The following is a 14848-nucleotide window of genomic DNA, read 5'->3' as shown; positions in this document are numbered from 1 at the left end:
AGTACGAGATGGCACCTCGATCAGTGCGCCACGCGGCCGTGGCCGGTTTCGTCGCGGTCGCGCTCCTCGGTCCGGCCGCCTGCGGCAGCGGATTCGACGACACCTCCACGGGCAGTCCGCAGCAGAGCGGCCCGGCCAACCTGCAGATCCTGATCGGCTCGTCCGGAGCCGCCGAGACGAAGGCGGTGCAGGACGCCGCCGCCCGGTGGGCCGGCTCGTCCGGGAACACCGCCACCGTCACCCCCGCACAGGACCTCGCCCAGCAGCTCGGCCAGGCGTTCGCCGGTGGTACCCCACCGGACGTCTTCTACGTCGACGCCGCCCGGTTCGCCGACTACGCCAGCGTCGGAGCGCTCGAACCGTACGGTGACCGGATCAGCAACCCGGACGACTTCTGCCCGAGCCTGCGGAAGACCTTCACCTACGACGGCCGGCTCTACTGCGCACCGAAGGACTTCTCCACCCTCGCCCTGGTGATCAATACCGAGCTGTGGGCGAAGGCCGGACTGACCGACGCCGACGTACCGACCACCTGGGACCAGCTCACCGCCACCGCCCGCAAGATCAAGGCTGCCGGGCTGATGCCGCTGGCCATCGCCGACACCCGGGACCGGATCGGTGCCTTCCTGGTACAGGCCGGTGGCTGGCTGACCAGTCCGGACGGCAAGCAGGCCACCGCGACCAGCCCGGAGAACATCCAGGCCCTGACGTACGTCCGCACCCTGCTGACCGAGGGGCTGGCCCGGTACCCGAAGCAGCTCGACGCCGGCTGGGGCGGTGAGGCGTTCGGACGCGGCCGGGCGGTGATGACCATCGAGGGCAACTGGATCAAGGGGGCCCTGCAGAGCGACTTCCCGAACGTGAAGTACCGGGTCGTCGAGTTGCCCGCCGGGCCGAAGGGCAAGGGCACCCTGTCCTTCACCCAGTGCTGGGGGATCGCCGCCAAGAGCCGGAACAAGGAGCAGGCGATCCGGTTCGTCGAGGCGATGACCAGCGGCGAGCAGCAACTGGCGTTCGCCCGGGCGTTCGGGGTGATGCCGTCCCGCGAGTCGGTACGCGGGCAGTACACCGCCGCCTTCCCGGCGGACGGCCCGTTCATCAACGGTGCCACGTACGCCCAGGGACCGGTGAACGCCCCCAAGATGGACAGCGTCCTGCGGGACCTCGACACCGCCCTGTTCGAGCTGCCCACCACGGACCCCCGGGCGGTCCTGGACCGCTTCCAGAAGAACGCCCAGGCCGCCCTCGCCGGGAACTGACGTGTTAAGCGGGGGCCCTTCCTCTACCAGAACCGTTAAGCGGGGGCCCTTCCTTACCGGTCGGGCTGGCGAGAACCTGGCCGGGTGGCTCTTCGTGGCGCCGGTGGTACTGATCCTCGGGCTGTTCCTGCTGCTGCCGATCCTGATGGCGTTCTGGGTGAGCCTCACCGACTGGAACGGTCAGGGCAGTCCGTTCACCGGCGACGTGCCATTCGTCGGGGTGGAGAACTACACCCGGCTCTTCACCGCCGACGGGCTGGCCCGGCAGGACTTCATGACCAGCCTGCGGAACAACGTCTACTACGTGGCGATCGTGGTACCCGCGCAGACCGTCCTGGCCCTGCTGCTCGCCGTCGTGGTCAACAGCCGGATGCTGAAGGGGAAGGCGTTCTTCCGGACCGCGTTCTACTTCCCCTCGGTCACCAGCTCGGTGGCGATCAGCGTGGTGTTCCTCTTCCTCTTCGCCAACTCGGGTGCGGTCAACGCGCTGCTCGGCATCCTCGGCGTGGACGGTCCGCAGTGGTTCGCCGACTCCCGGGGCGTCCTGCACCTGCTTCTCGGCGGTCTCGGCGTCGACACGCCACCGGCCGCCCTGACCGGTGCCGGAGCCCTCGGGCTGAGCTGGTGGGACTGGCTGGCCGGACCGAGCGTGGCGATGTGCTCGATCATCACGCTGGTGGTCTGGACCACCAGCGGGACCTTCATGCTGATGTTCCTCGCCGCCCTGCAGAACGTCCCGGAGACCCTGGACGAGGCAGGGCGGCTCGACGGCGCGAACCGGTGGCAGCGGTTCCGCCACGTCACCCTGCCGATGATCCGCCCGACCCTGTTCCTGGTGCTCACCCTCGGCCTGATCGGCACCTGGCAGGTCTTCGACCAGGTCTACGTGATGAGCCAGGGCAACCCGGCCAAGACCACCCTCACCCCGGCGTACCTGTCGTACCGCACCGCGTTCCGGGACTTCGAGTACGGCTCGGGGGCAGCCATCTCGTTCGTACTGTTCCTGATCATCATCGGGTTCACCCTGGTCCAGCGGCAGGTGCTGCGGGACCGGGACGGGGACGGTCGCCGGCCCCGGTGGCGTCGACGCGTACCGGGGAGGCGGTGAGATGACCGTGGCGGCCCCGCACCGGCGGGAGCACCGGCAACCGGCGTCCGGCGCACCCGGCGGCCGGGCACCGCGCGGCCTGGCGACCACCTTCGTCGGGTACGCCATCCTGGTCTTCTTCGGGCTGGTCTTCCTCTACCCGTTCGTGATCCAGATCGCCAACTCGGTCAAGACCGAGCCGGACGCGGCGGCGAACCCGCTCTCCCCGGTACCCGACCCGGTCGACCTGACCAGCTTCCAGCGGATCGTCGAGGGGACCGCCTTCCCGCTCTGGCTGGGCAACTCGCTGCTGGTCACCGTCCTGGTCACGCTCGGCCGGGTCCTCCTCGACTCGCTCGCCGGGTACGCCCTGGCCCGGCTGCGGTTCGCCGGGCGCGGCGCGGTCTTCGCCGCGATCGTCGCGGTACTCGCCGTGCCCGGGGTGGTGCTGCTGATCCCGAAGTTCCTGGTGCTCAACCAGCTCGGCATCTACAACAGCTACGCCGCGCTGATCGTGCCGCTGCTCGCCGACGCGGCGGGCGTGTTCATCATGAAGCAGTTCTTCGACTCCATCCCGCGCAGTGTGGAGGAGGCGGCCCGGATCGACGGCGCCGGCACCTTCCGGATTTTCCGGTCGGTGGTGCTGCCGATGGCGAAACCGGCGCTGATCACGCTCACCATCCTGTCGTTCCAGGGCTCCTGGAACGAGTTCCCGCACTCGCTGGTCGCGGTGCAGGACCCGGCGCTGTTCACCCTGCCCCGAGGACTGGCCGACCTGGTCAGCGGCTCGCTCGGGGCCGGCACCCAGTATCCGCTGAAGCTCGGCGCGGCGCTGCTGGCCACCATCCCGGTGGCGGTGCTCTTCGTGGTCTTCCAGCGCTACTTCGTCCGGGGCGCCAACGAGGGAGTCGACAAGGAGTAAGCGCGTCCGGCAACAGGGCTGTCGGGGCTGCGGCGCGCCACGTCGGCTGGCGACGTTGTCGTCGTCGGCCATGCAACACCGGCATGGCCTCCTCCGCCGCCTTGCCACCCTCGGCCAGACCCCGCCTCGCCTCCACCGCCCTATGCCGGTCGCGCCAAACCCGGGCCGGTGCGGTGTCCCGTCCGCACCGGCCCGGGTTGCTCAGCCCCGCGCGCCGTCCGGGTTGCTCAGCCCCGCGCGCCGTCCGGGTTGCTCAGCCCCGCGCGCCGTCCTGTTCGATGACGGAGAAGATGTTGCCGGCCGGGTCGGTGAACCAGGCGATGGTCGGCCCGTTCCCGCGCATGATTCCCCGTTCGTCCTGCGGCAGGCCGGGATACCGCTCGAACCGCACCCCGCGGGCGGTCAGCTCGTCGACCGCCCGGTCGACGTCGGGCACCGGGAAGTTGAGCACCGTGAAGGTGGCCGGGACGTGGTCCGCCTTGGGGTAGACCACGATGTCGCGGTCACCGGCGAGGTGCAGCTTGAGCAGGTCGCCGATCTGGGACACCCGCAGGCCGAGGGTGCCGGTGTAGAACTCCCGGGCCCGGGCGGGGTCGTCCACCGCGAAACCGCTGAACGCCTTCGTGTCGCCGAACATGGTTGCCTCCGTTCTCGTCATTGGTCGGTGCTGTCGCCCACCGGTCGGTCCGCCCCGGCGGGGACCCGGTCCGGCCCGGGGGTCCCGGGCGTCCCTGGCGTCTCGGCCGCCCCGGCGACGCCGTCGTACGGCCGGACCGTGCGGAACAACCGCACCGACACGACCGCGAGTGCCAGCAGCACCACCGCGCCGATCGCGCCGGTGGTGTTCAGGCCGGCGGTGTACGCCGCCCGCGCGGCGGTGAGCAGCTCGGCACCGGCCCCGGCGGGCAGCGTGGCGGCCACCTCGACGGCACCGGCGAGCCCGTCGCGGGCCCGGCCGACCACCTCCGCCGGCAGTCCGCCGGGCAGTGTCTCCGCCAGCCGTCCCCGGTAGACCACGGCCGCCAGGCTGCCCAGGGCGGCCACCCCCAGGGCCACCCCGAACTCGCCGCTGGTCTCCGACACCGAGGCCGCCGACCCGGCCTTCTCCTGGGGTGCGGCACCGACGATCAGGTCGGTGACGAGCTGGGAGGGAAGCGCGATGCCGACCGCCGCCAGGACGAAGGCGACCACCACCACGGGCAGCGTCCCCTCGCCCTCCAACACGGCGAGCAGCCCGAAACCGAGCGCGGTGACCACCTGCCCGACCGCCATCACGTAGGCCGGACGGATCCGCCGCGCCATCAGCGGGGTCAGCATGGTTGCCGTGATCATGGCGACCGCCTGGAGTACCAGCCAGAGCCCGGCCCGCAGCGGGGACAGCCCCTCGACCAGTTGCAGGTACTGGCTGACCAGCAGGAACGTGCCACCCATCAGTAGCGCGTTGAGCAGCGACAGCAGCAGGGCGGCGCGGAACGTGCGGTTGGCGAAGAGCCGGACGTCCAGCAGCGGGTGGTCCAGGCTCCGCTGCCGGCGGACGAAGAGCACCGCCATCCCCACCCCGACGGTCAGTGCCACGGCGGGAAGCGGCTGCCAGCCGTACCGGGTGAGCTCCTTGAGGCCGTAGATCACCGGCAGGATGGCCGCCAGGGAGAGCGCGACGCTGGCCAGGTCCAGCCGGCCGGGCACCGGATGCCGGTACTCCGGCAGCAGGACCGGGGCGGTCACCAGCAGCAGTACCATCACCGGCACGCCGAGCAGGAACACCGAACCCCACCAGAAGGTGGCCAGCAGCACGCCGCCGATCACCGGGCCGACCGCCATGCCGCCCATGAAGCAGCTCATCCAGACCCCGATGGCGGTCGCCCGCTGGGCCGGTACCGGGAACATGTTGCTGATCAACGCCAGGGTCGAGGGCATCAGCGTGGCACCGGCCACCCCGAGCAGCGCCCGGCAGGCGATCAGCTGTTCCGGCGTGGTGGCGTACGCGGCCAGCACGCTGGCGGCGGCGAACGCGGCGGCGCCGATCAGCAGGAGCCGGCGCCGGCCGATGCGGTCACCGAGGGTACCCATGGTGACCAGGAAGCCGGCGATCATGAAGCCGTAGATGTCGGTGATCCAGAGCTGCGCGGTGCTGTCCGCGCCGAGGTCGGCGCTCAGCCGGGGCAGGGCCAGGTAGAGCACGCTCAGATCCAGCGCGAGCAGCAGCGTCGGCAGAGCCAGCACGGCCAGCCCGGTCCATTCCCGTCGCCCGGCCCGCCTCGGCGGCGCGTCGGGCACGGCGGTGTCCGTGGTCAATCGAACTCCCATCACAGTTGCGTCCGACGGGGTGGACCGCGATGCGGACCGGAACTCATCGGTGCGCCGGCAGCAGGATCGGGCGTGTCCGTGCTCCAGGTGGCGGTCAGGGCTCCAAGCGGTGGTCAGGGCTCCAGGTGGGGCGGCAGGCCGAACAGGGGGAAGAGCCGGGTGTCGAGGAAGTGGGTGAACCCGCTGATCCGGTCACCCGAGACGGTGGGCAACTGGATCGAGAACGGTCGGTAACCACCCGCCGGGTCGGGTCGGTACTGCGCGAAGGCGGGACCGCCGTTCGCCGAGACGCGCAGCAACCGGGACCCCCGGCAGCCCCGGCCCGGTCCGAGCATCCAGCGCCCGATGTCCGTCGCGCCGCGCAACCACATCCGGTACGGCGGCATGCAGTGCGTGGCGTCCTCCCGCAGCAGGCTGACCAGCGTGTCGATGTCGTACCGCTCGAAGCTGGCGACGTACCGGTCGAGCAGACGGCGGTGGGCCGGATCCAGATCGTCCGGCGTCGTGCCGTCGGCGGCGGACCGGCCGGCCATCGTCGCCCGGGCCCGTTGCAGGGCGCTGTTGACCGAGGCGACGCTGTCGTCCAGCAGCCCGGCGACCTCGGTGGCCTGCCAGCGCAGCACGTCCCGCAGGATCAGCACGGCCCGCTGGCGCGGCGGCAGGTGTTGCAACGCGGCGACGAAGGCCAGCCGGACCGACTCCCGGGCCAGCGCCAGGTCGGCCGGGTCCCCGACGTCGGGCAGCACCGACCGGTCCGGAGCCGGACCGATCCAGCCCTGGTCGGACCGGGGCCCGCCCAGTGCCGTCTCCACCGGCGCCGACGGGCTGCCCAGATCCACCGGCAGGGCGCGGCGTCGCCGGCTGCTGAGCTGATCGAGGCAGACGTGGTGGGCGATCCGGTACAGCCAGGTCCGCAGGCTCGACCGGCCGTCGAACCGGTCGACGCCGCGCCAGGCCCGGAGCATGGTCTCCTGCACGGCGTCCTCGGCGTCGAAGGCCGACCCGAGCATCCGGTAGCAGTATCCGGTCAGCTCCCGGCGGTGCCCCTCCAGCGCGGACCGCCCGGCCGGCCCGGTCACCCGGTTGCCGACCTGCCCGGTCGCCGCTGACGTCACCTGGACCACCCCTGATCACCGCCTACCGCCCGTACCGCCCCACGGTAGGCCAGGCCGGTGACAGAAAAGGGGGAACGCGCGGGATCCGTTGGCTTCCGGTCAGGCGGTGCCGGCCTGCTCCGCAGCCGTGCCGGTACCGGTCCCGGCCGTGCCGGTGCCGGCCTGCTCCGTACCGGCCGGCTCGGTCGGGATGGCGACGTGCAGTCGCACCTGGGGGACCAGCATGTCCTCCACGTCGAGGGCCCGGGCCGCTCCGTCCGGCTCCCAGCCAGTGCTGGTGAGGAACTTCCGGGTCGCCTCGTCCCCGTCGAACGCCCAGGCCACAGCGGTGGTGAAGCCGTCTTCCCGCCACAGGTCCACACTGGCCGCCAGCAGCCGGCTGCCGTGCCCGCGCCGCCCCCAGCGCGGCTCGACCAGCAGGTCCGTCACCGCGACCACCCCGGCGCCGAGCGCCTCGGCGGGCTCCTCCGGTGCGCGGGCCTCCTCGTCGGCCGGGCCGGAAGCGACGAACCCCACCAGATAGGATTGCTCGGCCTGCTCAACGGCGACCAGCACCCGGTGTGCCGACGACGGCGGCGCCTCGATCGCGGCGGTCCACCGCCGCCCGAGCCACGCCTCGTCGAGGTTGTCGAGCACGTGCCGGGGCAGGATCCGACGGTAGGCCACCCGCCAGGTCGCCAGTTGGATGCGTGCGATCTCGCCGGCGTCGGAGGGACGCGCCGGGCGGACGTACCCGAGTGCCATGGGGCGTGAGCCTACGCAAGGTGAGGGAGACGACGGTGGCGCAGGGTGCCGTACGGACCGGTCGGCAGGTCCTGGTCGTGGTCGCGCTCGCCGTCGCGGTGGCCGCCTTCCTGCTCGTGGCGGCGGTCCGGCACGGCTTCTTCGACCTCCAGGTCTACTACGGCGCCCTGTGGCACTGGGCCCGCGGCGGTGGCGAGATCTACGACTGGGTCCGCCCCGGCACGCAGTACGGCTTCACCTACCCGCCGTTCGCCGCGCTGGCCATGTTCCCCATGGCGTACCTGCCGTGGAACCTGGCCATCGTGTTCAGCGTGACCGCCAGCGTGACGGTCAGCGCGGTGCTGATCTGGTGGCTGCTGGACCCGGTCGCCCGGCGGGCCGGCTGGACCCGCTGGTACGCCCTCGCCATCGCGCTCTGCCTGGCCGCCGCGTTCGAGCCGATGCGCGAGACGGTCAACTTCGGCCAGGTCAACATGCTGTTGCTCTTCCTGGTCGGCGCGGACCTGCTGCGCGGGGTGGACCGGGGTCGGCGCTGGGCGGGGGTGGGCATCGGGCTGGCCACCGCGATCAAGCTGACCCCCGGCATCTTCATCGTCTACCTGCTGGTCACCGGCCGGTGGCGGGCCGCCCTGACCGCCGTCGCCACGGCCACCGGCGTCACCCTGCTGGCCGGCGCGGTCGCCCCGGACGCGTCCCGGGAGTTCTGGACCCAGGCGCTGTGGAACACCGGCCGGGTGGGGGAGTTGGCCTTCATCTCCAACCAGTCGTTGCAGGGCGTGGTGGCCCGGCTCAACCCGGACCACCCGAGCACGACGGCCTGGCTGCTGCTGGTGGCGGTGACCCTGGTGGTCTGGGTACGCCGGTCGCGGGCGGCGGTGGCGGCCGGGGACGAGGCCACCGGGCTGGCCCTGACCGGTGTGGTGATGTGCCTGGTCAGCCCGGTCACCTGGGTGCACCACCTGGTGTGGCTGATTCCGGGCCTGATCCTGCTGGTCGACAACGCGTACGCCGCGCCCGTGCGCAGCCTCCGGCGCCGGGTGCTGCTGGGCGCCGCCGCCGTCGGGTACGCCTTCCTGATCAGCCGGTTCGTCTGGCTCTGGGAGAAGGACTTCACCGGGGTGGACGGCTTCCTCGGCGGCAACCTGTACGTCTGGATCAGCGTGGCACTGCTGGTGGCGCTGCCGATCCGGGGGTACGTCCGGGCCGGCCCGGTGGAGCCCGCCCCGGTTCAGGCCACCTCGAGCCGGGCCGTGTAGCGCAGCTCGACCAGCCCGACCGGCGTCCGGCCACCGGTCAGGGGCACCCGGTAGGTCATCCGCTCCCCGTCGGCGGTCAACCCGTTCCGCTGGTAGAAACGACGGGCCCGCTGGTTGTCGGCCAGTACCCAGAGCCGCAGTTCCGCCCGACCCTGCCCGGCCAGCCCGGCCCGGGTGGCCCGCATCAGTTCCCGGCCGATCCCCTGCCCCCAGCGGACCGGATCGACGAACATGCTGAGCAGTTCCCCGTGGGTCGGGTCCAGGTCGTCGTGGTCCTGGTTGTTGCGGCACGGACCGAAGGTGGCGAAGCCGACGACCTGCCGGTCGACGACCGCGACCAGGGTCCGGAACGGGTGGTCCGGCTCGGCGGTGCCCGCGTCCCGGCGGCGTTGCGCCCAGGCCACCGGATTCAGCCGGGTCAGCACCTCGTCCGGCATCACCCCCGCGTACCCGGCCCGCCAGCCGCGTACGTGCACTGCGGCGACCGCCTCGGCGTCGTCCGGTTCCTCCGGGCGGATCATCACCATTTGATGGTTGTAGTCCTCCGCCGGGTCGCCGGTCCAGCCCGGCACACCGGAACCGGCGCTGTTGTCGTACTACCTGTCGGTTCCGGGAGCGCCCCGGTTGTCGTACCTGTCGGTTAGGGTGCCCGGCGATGGCCGTACCCGAATCGCTCTCCCTCGCCCAGGCCCGGCGGATCGCGCTGGCCGCCCAGGGGTTCACCGACCCCGCGCCGACCGGGGCGCCCACCCGCCGCCACCTGCGCCGGGTGCTGGACCGGGTCGGCCTGATCCAGATGGACTCGGTCAACGTCCTGCAACGCGCGCACTACCTGCCCCTCTACAGCCGGCTCGGCCCCTACCCGACCGGGCTGCTCGACGCCGCCGCCTACCGACGGCCGCGCAGCCTCTTCGAGTACTGGGGCCACGAGGCGTCGCTGGTCCCGGTCGAGTTGCACCCGGCACTGCGCTGGCGGATGGCGGCGGCCCGCACCTCGGCCTGGGGCGGCATGCGCCGGATCGCCGAGGAGCAGCCGGAACTGGTGGCCTGGGTCCGGGACGAGGTCGCCGCCCGGGGGCCGCTCACCGCTGCCGAGATCGAGCACGACGCGCCCCGGGAGACCGGCAACTGGGGGTGGAACTGGTCGGCGGTGAAGCGGGCGCTGGAGTTCCTCTTCTGGGCCGGCGAGGTGACCGCCGCCGACCGGACCGGCTCCTTCGCCCGCCGCTACGACCTGGCCGAGCGGGTGCTGCCGGCGGCGGTGCTGGACGCGCCCACCCCGACCGACGCCCAGGCGTACCGCGCCCTGGTCGCGGTCGCCGCCCGGTCGCTCGGCGTGGCCGCCGAGCCGGAGCTGCGGGACTACTTCCGGCTGCCGGCCGCCGCCACCCGGGTCGCCGTCGCCGAGCTGGTCGAGGCGGGGGAGCTGGTGCCGGTCACGGTGGCGGGCTGGCCGCAGCCGGCCTACCTGCACGCCGCCGCCCGGCTGCCCCGCTGGGCCCGGCCGCACACCCTGGTCAGCCCGTTCGATCCGCTGATCTGGGAGCGCGGCCGCGCCGAGCGACTCTTCGGCTTCCACTACCGCATCGAGATCTACGTGCCGGCCCCGCAACGGGTGCACGGCTACTACGTGCTGCCCTTTTTGCAGGGTGACCGGTTCACCGCCCGGGTCGACCTGAAGGCCGACCGGAAGGCCCGGGTGCTGCTGGTGCCGGCGGCCTGGGTCGAGCCCGGCGCCGATCCGGGGGAGACCGCGGTTGCCCTCGCCGCCGAGCTGTACCGGCTGGCCGGCTGGCTCGGCCTGGACGCGGTCGCCCCGCCGGCCGCCGGGGACCTCGCCGGTCCGCTGGCCGCCACGCTGGCCAGCACCGCCGGTGTACGGTGAGCGGGAGTTGGCCGACGAGGTGGAGTGGGCGATGACGAGCGTTGGTGGACCGGCTGCCCAGCCGAGCCCGGAGACCGGATCCGCCGCCCCGGAGCAGCCCGGGCAGCCGTACCCGGGGTTCGACCCGCACTCCCACGCGTACCCGCCGGCCTACCAGGTGGCCGAACCGGACCGGTTCACCCGCTTCGTCACCCGTCTCTACGACCGTTCCCCGCGCTGGGCGGTCCCGCTGGCAGCTCTCGGCTGCGTCGCGGCCGGCGTGGCGTACGCGCTGGTCAGCGACCCCACCCGGTCGGCGCCCGACGCGGCGCCGTCCTGCCTGCTCAAGCTCACCACCGGGCTGGACTGTCCGGGCTGCGGCGGCACCCGTGCCCTGTGGTATTTTCTGCACGGTGACCTGCCGGCTGCGGCGCGGCACCACTTCCTGTTCATCTTCGCCCTGCCGTTCCTGGCCTACCTCTTCGTCGCCTGGGCGGGGCGGCAGGCGTTCGGCTGGCGGTTGCCCCAGCTGGAGCTGAGCCCGAAGGTGCTCGGCGGCTTCCTCGCCCTCTGGCTGGCCTTCTCGGTGGCCCGCAACCTGCCCTGGGCGCCGTTCACCGCGCTCTACGTCTGACCCGCTACCAACCGGTCACCGCGCTCTACGTCTGACCCACTATCAACCGGTCACCGCGCTCTACGTCTGACCCACTATCAACCGGTCACCGCAGACGGCGGGCGGGACGGCTGAGTCGGGCGCCACGCCGCCCCGACCCGGTCGGTCGTCGCCCGGGCGGCGGCTACTACAGTCGCAGGCATGCCGGAAATGGTCCCGCCGCAGGTCAAGCTCATTGCATGGACGCACTTCGAAGCGCCGGAGGACGTCCCCTGGTCCACCGACGCCGACGGTGGTCAGGCGCTCGCGGAGTTTGCCGGGCGGGCCTGCTACCAGTCCTGGCGCAAGCCCAACCCGGCCACCGCCACCAACGCCGGCTACCTGGCGCACATCCTGGAGGTCGGGCACCTGTCGGTGCTGGAGCACGGCAGCGTCTCGTTCTACTTCACCGGGGTGTCCCGCTCCTTCACCCACGAGCTGATCCGGCACCGGCACTTTTCCTACTCGCAGCTCTCCCAGCGGTACGTCCCCGAGTCGGACGCGGCCATGGTCGAGCCGGCGGTGATCGCCGAGGACCCGGAGCTGCACAAACGGTTCGTGGAGGCGGCCGAGGCGAGCGTCCAGGCGTACAACGACCTGCTGGCCGGCCTGGAGCAGCGCTTCGCGGATGTGGCGAACCCCACCCTGCGTCGCAAGCAGGCCCGGCAGGCGGCCCGGGCGGTGCTGCCCAACGCCACCGAGACCCGCATCGTGGTGACCGGCAACTACCGGGCCTGGCGGCACTTCATCGGCATGCGGGCCACCGAGCACGCCGACGTGGAGATCCGTGAGCTGGCGGTGGAGTGCCTGCGTCAGTTGCAGCGGGTCGCGCCGAACGTCTTCGCCGACTTCGTCATCTCCACCCTGCCGGACGGCACCGAGGTCGCGGTCAGCCCCTACGCGGAGCGCTCCTGACCCCCTGTCCTCCGGAGGTCCTGAGCCCTTCCCTGGTGGGGCCGGTGGGCCGGTCCGATAGGTTGTCAGCATGACGCACGACCACCCTGCCGCTTCCGACCCGGGCGCGCCGAGACCGTTCGGTCGACTGCTCACCGCCATGGTCACCCCGTTCACCCCGGACGGCTCGCTCGACCTCGACGGTGCCGCCCGGCTCGCCGGTCACCTGGTCGACGAGCAGGGCAACGACGCGCTGGTGGTGAACGGCACCACCGGCGAGTCCCCGACCACCACCGACTCGGAGAAGGACCGCCTCATCCGTGCCGTGGTCGAGGCGGTCGGTGACCGGGCCCAGGTCGTCGCCGGGGTCGGCACCAACGACACCCGACACACCATCGAGCTGGCCGTCGCGGCCGAGAAGGCCGGCGCCACCGGGCTGCTGGTGGTGACGCCGTACTACAACAAGCCGCCACAGGCCGGTCTGGTCCGGCACTTCACCGCGGTGGCCGACGCGGTCGGCCTGCCGGTGATGCTCTACGACATCCCGCACCGCGCCGGTGTGCCGATCGACACCGAGACGTTCGTCCGGCTCGCCGAGCACGAGCGGATCGTCGCGGTCAAGGACGCCAAGGGCGACATGGTCGCCTCGTCCTGGGTCACCAGCCGTACCGACCTCGCCTTCTACAGCGGTGAGGACGCGCTGACCCTGCCCGCGCTGGCCATCGGCGCGGTCGGCGTGGTCGGCACCTCCACCCACTTCACCGGGGCGCTCACCAAGCAGATGATCACCGCGTACGAGACCGGGGACACCGGCACGGCACTGGCCCTGCACCGCCGGCTGCTGCCGCTGTTCACCGGGATCTTCCGCACCCAGGGCGTGATCCTGGTCAAGGCCGGCCTCACCGTGCTCGGCCTGCCCGCCGGTCCGGTCCGTTCCCCGTTGATGGACGCCACCGACGCGGAGACCGCCCAGCTGCGCGCCGACTTCGTCGCGGCGGGTCTGGAGCTGTCGGCATGAGCGAGATCCACACCGACGCCGAGCTGCCTCCCGCTCTGCCCGAGGGTGGTCTGCGGATCATTCCGCTGGGCGGTCTGGGCGCCATCGGCCGGAACATGACCGTCTTCGAGTACGACGGCAAGCTGCTGATCGTCGACTGCGGCGTGCTCTTCCCGGACGTCGAGCAGCCCGGCGTGGACCTGATCCTGCCGGACTTCACCCCGATCCTGGACCGGCTCGCCGATGTGCAGGCGATCGTGCTGACCCACGGGCACGAGGACCACATCGGCGCGGTGCCGTACCTGCTCGCCCACAAGCCGGACATCCCGCTCGTCGGGTCGCAGTTCACCCTCGCCCTGGTCGAGGCGAAGCTCGCCGAGCGGCGGATCGAGCCGTACACGCTGACCGTGCGGGAGGGTGGCCGGGAGCGGCTCGGCCCGTTCGAGTGCGAGTTCTTCGCGGTCAACCACTCGATCCCGGACGCCCTCGCGGTGGCCATCCGGACCCCGGCCGGCCTGGTGCTGCACACCGGTGACTTCAAGATGGACCAGCTCCCGCTGGACGGCCGGATCACCGACCTGGCCGGGTTCGCCCGGCTCGGTGCCGAGGGCGTGGACCTGCTGCTGTCGGACTCCACCAACGCGGAGATCCCCGGCTTCGTCACCCCGGAGCGGGAGATCGGTCCGGTGCTCGACTCGATCTTCGTGAAGGCGAAGGGGCGGATCATCGTGGCCTCCTTCGCCTCGCACGTGCACCGGGTGCAGCAGGTGCTCGACTCGGCCGCCGACCACGGCCGCAAGGTCGCGCTGATCGGCCGGTCCATGGTCCGCAACATGGGCATCGCCCGCGACCTGGGCCTGCTCAACATCCCGGCCGGCCTGGTGGTCGGCCTGGACGAGGCGACCACGCTGCCGCCGGAGCAGATCGTGCTGATGTCCACCGGTTCGCAGGGCGAGCCGATGAGCGCGCTGGGCCGGATGGCCAGCGGCGACCACCGGCACATCACCATCGCTCCCGGCGACACCGTGGTACTGGCCAGCTCGCTGGTACCCGGGAACGAGACCTCGGTCTACCGCGTGATCAACCGGCTCTGCCGGGCCGGCGCGGTGGTCGTGCACAAGGACGTCGCCAAGGTGCACGTCTCCGGCCACGCCCCCGCCGGTGAGCTGCTCTACCTGCTCAACGTGGTCCGGCCGAGCAACCTGATGCCGGTGCACGGCGAGTGGCGGCACCTGCGGGCGCACGCCCGGCTGGGTATCGAGTCCGGGGTCGCCCCGGACCGGGTGGTGCTCTGCGAGGACGGCGACGTCGTCGACCTCGTCGAGGGGCGGGCCAGCCTGGTCGGGCACGTCCGCAGCCGGTACGTCTACGTCGACGGACTCGCCGTCGGTGACGTCAGCGAGTCGCTGCTCACCGAGCGGCGGATCCTCGGCGACGGCGGGTTCATCGCCGCGACCGTGGTGGTCGACTCGGTGACCGGCAAGGTGGTCGGGGGGCCCACCGTCTCGGCGAAGGGCTTCTCCGAGGACCCGGCCGCGTTCAACCCGGTCGTCCCGCTGATCACCGAGGCACTGAACCGGGCCGCAACCGACGGGGTCACCGACCCGCACCAGTTGCAGCAGATCGTCCGGCGTACCGTCGGCCGCTGGGTCAACGACGCGTACCGGCGCCGCCCGATGATCGTGCCCACCGTCGTCGAGGTCTAGATGTAAGGAAGGGCCCCTTCTTAACGTTTTCGGTAAAGGAAGGGG

Annotated in this window: 14 protein-coding genes; 9 read left to right on the top strand and 5 right to left on the bottom strand. The window is 72.0% G+C overall.

Annotated features, from left to right (window positions below; all coding sequences use genetic code 11):
* Positions 1-8 precede the first annotated feature (8 nt).
* The 3 genes from V6U90_RS11920 (at position 9) to V6U90_RS11910 (ending at position 3268) form a co-directional block, all read left to right on the top strand.
* Positions 9-1259 (top strand): sugar ABC transporter substrate-binding protein, encoded by a 1251-nt coding sequence (locus V6U90_RS11920; protein ID WP_334434521.1) that lies wholly within the window; start codon positions 9-11, stop codon positions 1257-1259.
* Positions 1260-1353: 94 nt separating this feature from the next.
* Positions 1354-2367 (top strand): carbohydrate ABC transporter permease, encoded by a 1014-nt coding sequence (locus V6U90_RS11915; protein ID WP_334434519.1) that lies wholly within the window; start codon positions 1354-1356, stop codon positions 2365-2367.
* 1 nt (position 2368) lies between these two features.
* Positions 2369-3268: a carbohydrate ABC transporter permease gene (locus V6U90_RS11910; RefSeq protein WP_334434517.1), complete on the top strand. Its 900-nt coding sequence runs from the start codon at positions 2369-2371 to the stop codon at positions 3266-3268.
* Positions 3269-3521: 253 nt separating this feature from the next.
* On the opposite strand, the gene V6U90_RS11905 is transcribed toward V6U90_RS11910, so the two are convergent.
* The 4 genes from V6U90_RS11905 to V6U90_RS11890 form a co-directional block, all read right to left on the bottom strand.
* Complete coding sequence (locus V6U90_RS11905; protein WP_334434515.1) at positions 3522-3905, bottom strand: VOC family protein; 384 nt, start codon at positions 3903-3905, stop codon at positions 3522-3524.
* Between the two features lie 17 nt (positions 3906-3922).
* Entirely contained in the window at positions 3923-5563 is a 1641-nt protein-coding gene (locus V6U90_RS11900; protein WP_334434513.1) for an MFS transporter, read from the bottom strand.
* 125 nt (positions 5564-5688) lie between these two features.
* Positions 5689-6690, bottom strand: a complete 1002-nt coding sequence (locus tag V6U90_RS11895; protein ID WP_334434511.1) for a sigma-70 family RNA polymerase sigma factor — start codon at positions 6688-6690, stop codon at positions 5689-5691.
* A gap of 99 nt (positions 6691-6789) precedes the next feature.
* Positions 6790-7434 (bottom strand): GNAT family N-acetyltransferase, encoded by a 645-nt coding sequence (locus V6U90_RS11890; protein WP_334434509.1) that lies wholly within the window; start codon positions 7432-7434, stop codon positions 6790-6792.
* Between the two features lie 35 nt (positions 7435-7469).
* On the opposite strand from V6U90_RS11890, the gene V6U90_RS11885 reads away from it, so the two are divergent.
* A complete protein-coding gene (locus V6U90_RS11885; protein ID WP_334434671.1) occupies positions 7470-8690 on the top strand; it encodes a glycosyltransferase 87 family protein in 1221 nt (406 codons plus the stop codon).
* Here the strand turns inward: V6U90_RS11885 and V6U90_RS11880 are convergent.
* Positions 8663-9262: a GNAT family N-acetyltransferase gene (locus V6U90_RS11880; RefSeq protein WP_334434507.1), complete on the bottom strand. Its 600-nt coding sequence runs from the start codon at positions 9260-9262 to the stop codon at positions 8663-8665. The genes V6U90_RS11885 and V6U90_RS11880 overlap by 28 nt on opposite strands.
* Before the next feature lie 83 nt (positions 9263-9345).
* Between V6U90_RS11880 and V6U90_RS11875 the strand changes: the two genes are divergently transcribed.
* The 5 genes from V6U90_RS11875 (at position 9346) to V6U90_RS11855 (ending at position 14803) form a co-directional block, all read left to right on the top strand.
* Positions 9346-10575, top strand: a complete 1230-nt coding sequence (locus V6U90_RS11875) for a winged helix-turn-helix domain-containing protein (RefSeq protein ID WP_334434505.1) — start codon at positions 9346-9348, stop codon at positions 10573-10575.
* A gap of 31 nt (positions 10576-10606) precedes the next feature.
* A complete protein-coding gene (locus V6U90_RS11870) occupies positions 10607-11188 on the top strand; it encodes a DUF2752 domain-containing protein (protein WP_334434670.1) in 582 nt (193 codons plus the stop codon).
* 189 nt (positions 11189-11377) lie between these two features.
* The gene (thyX, locus tag V6U90_RS11865; RefSeq protein WP_334434669.1) at positions 11378-12121 is read left to right on the top strand and encodes an FAD-dependent thymidylate synthase; all 744 of its coding nucleotides are present in this window, start codon (positions 11378-11380) and stop codon (positions 12119-12121) included.
* A 70-nt stretch (positions 12122-12191) separates the two neighbouring features.
* The gene (gene dapA, locus V6U90_RS11860; RefSeq protein ID WP_334434503.1) at positions 12192-13118 is read left to right on the top strand and encodes a 4-hydroxy-tetrahydrodipicolinate synthase; all 927 of its coding nucleotides are present in this window, start codon (positions 12192-12194) and stop codon (positions 13116-13118) included.
* Positions 13115-14803 (top strand): ribonuclease J, encoded by a 1689-nt coding sequence (locus V6U90_RS11855; RefSeq protein WP_334434501.1) that lies wholly within the window; start codon positions 13115-13117, stop codon positions 14801-14803. The genes dapA and V6U90_RS11855 overlap by 4 nt, the downstream gene beginning before the upstream one ends.
* Positions 14804-14848 lie beyond the last annotated feature (45 nt).

Source organism: Micromonospora sp. CPCC 206060, from assembly GCF_036906895.1.
Taxonomy (GTDB): domain Bacteria; phylum Actinomycetota; class Actinomycetes; order Mycobacteriales; family Micromonosporaceae; genus Micromonospora.
The sequence above is the reverse complement of the archived record's forward strand: the minus strand, read 5'-3'. Positions and strand labels throughout refer to the sequence as shown.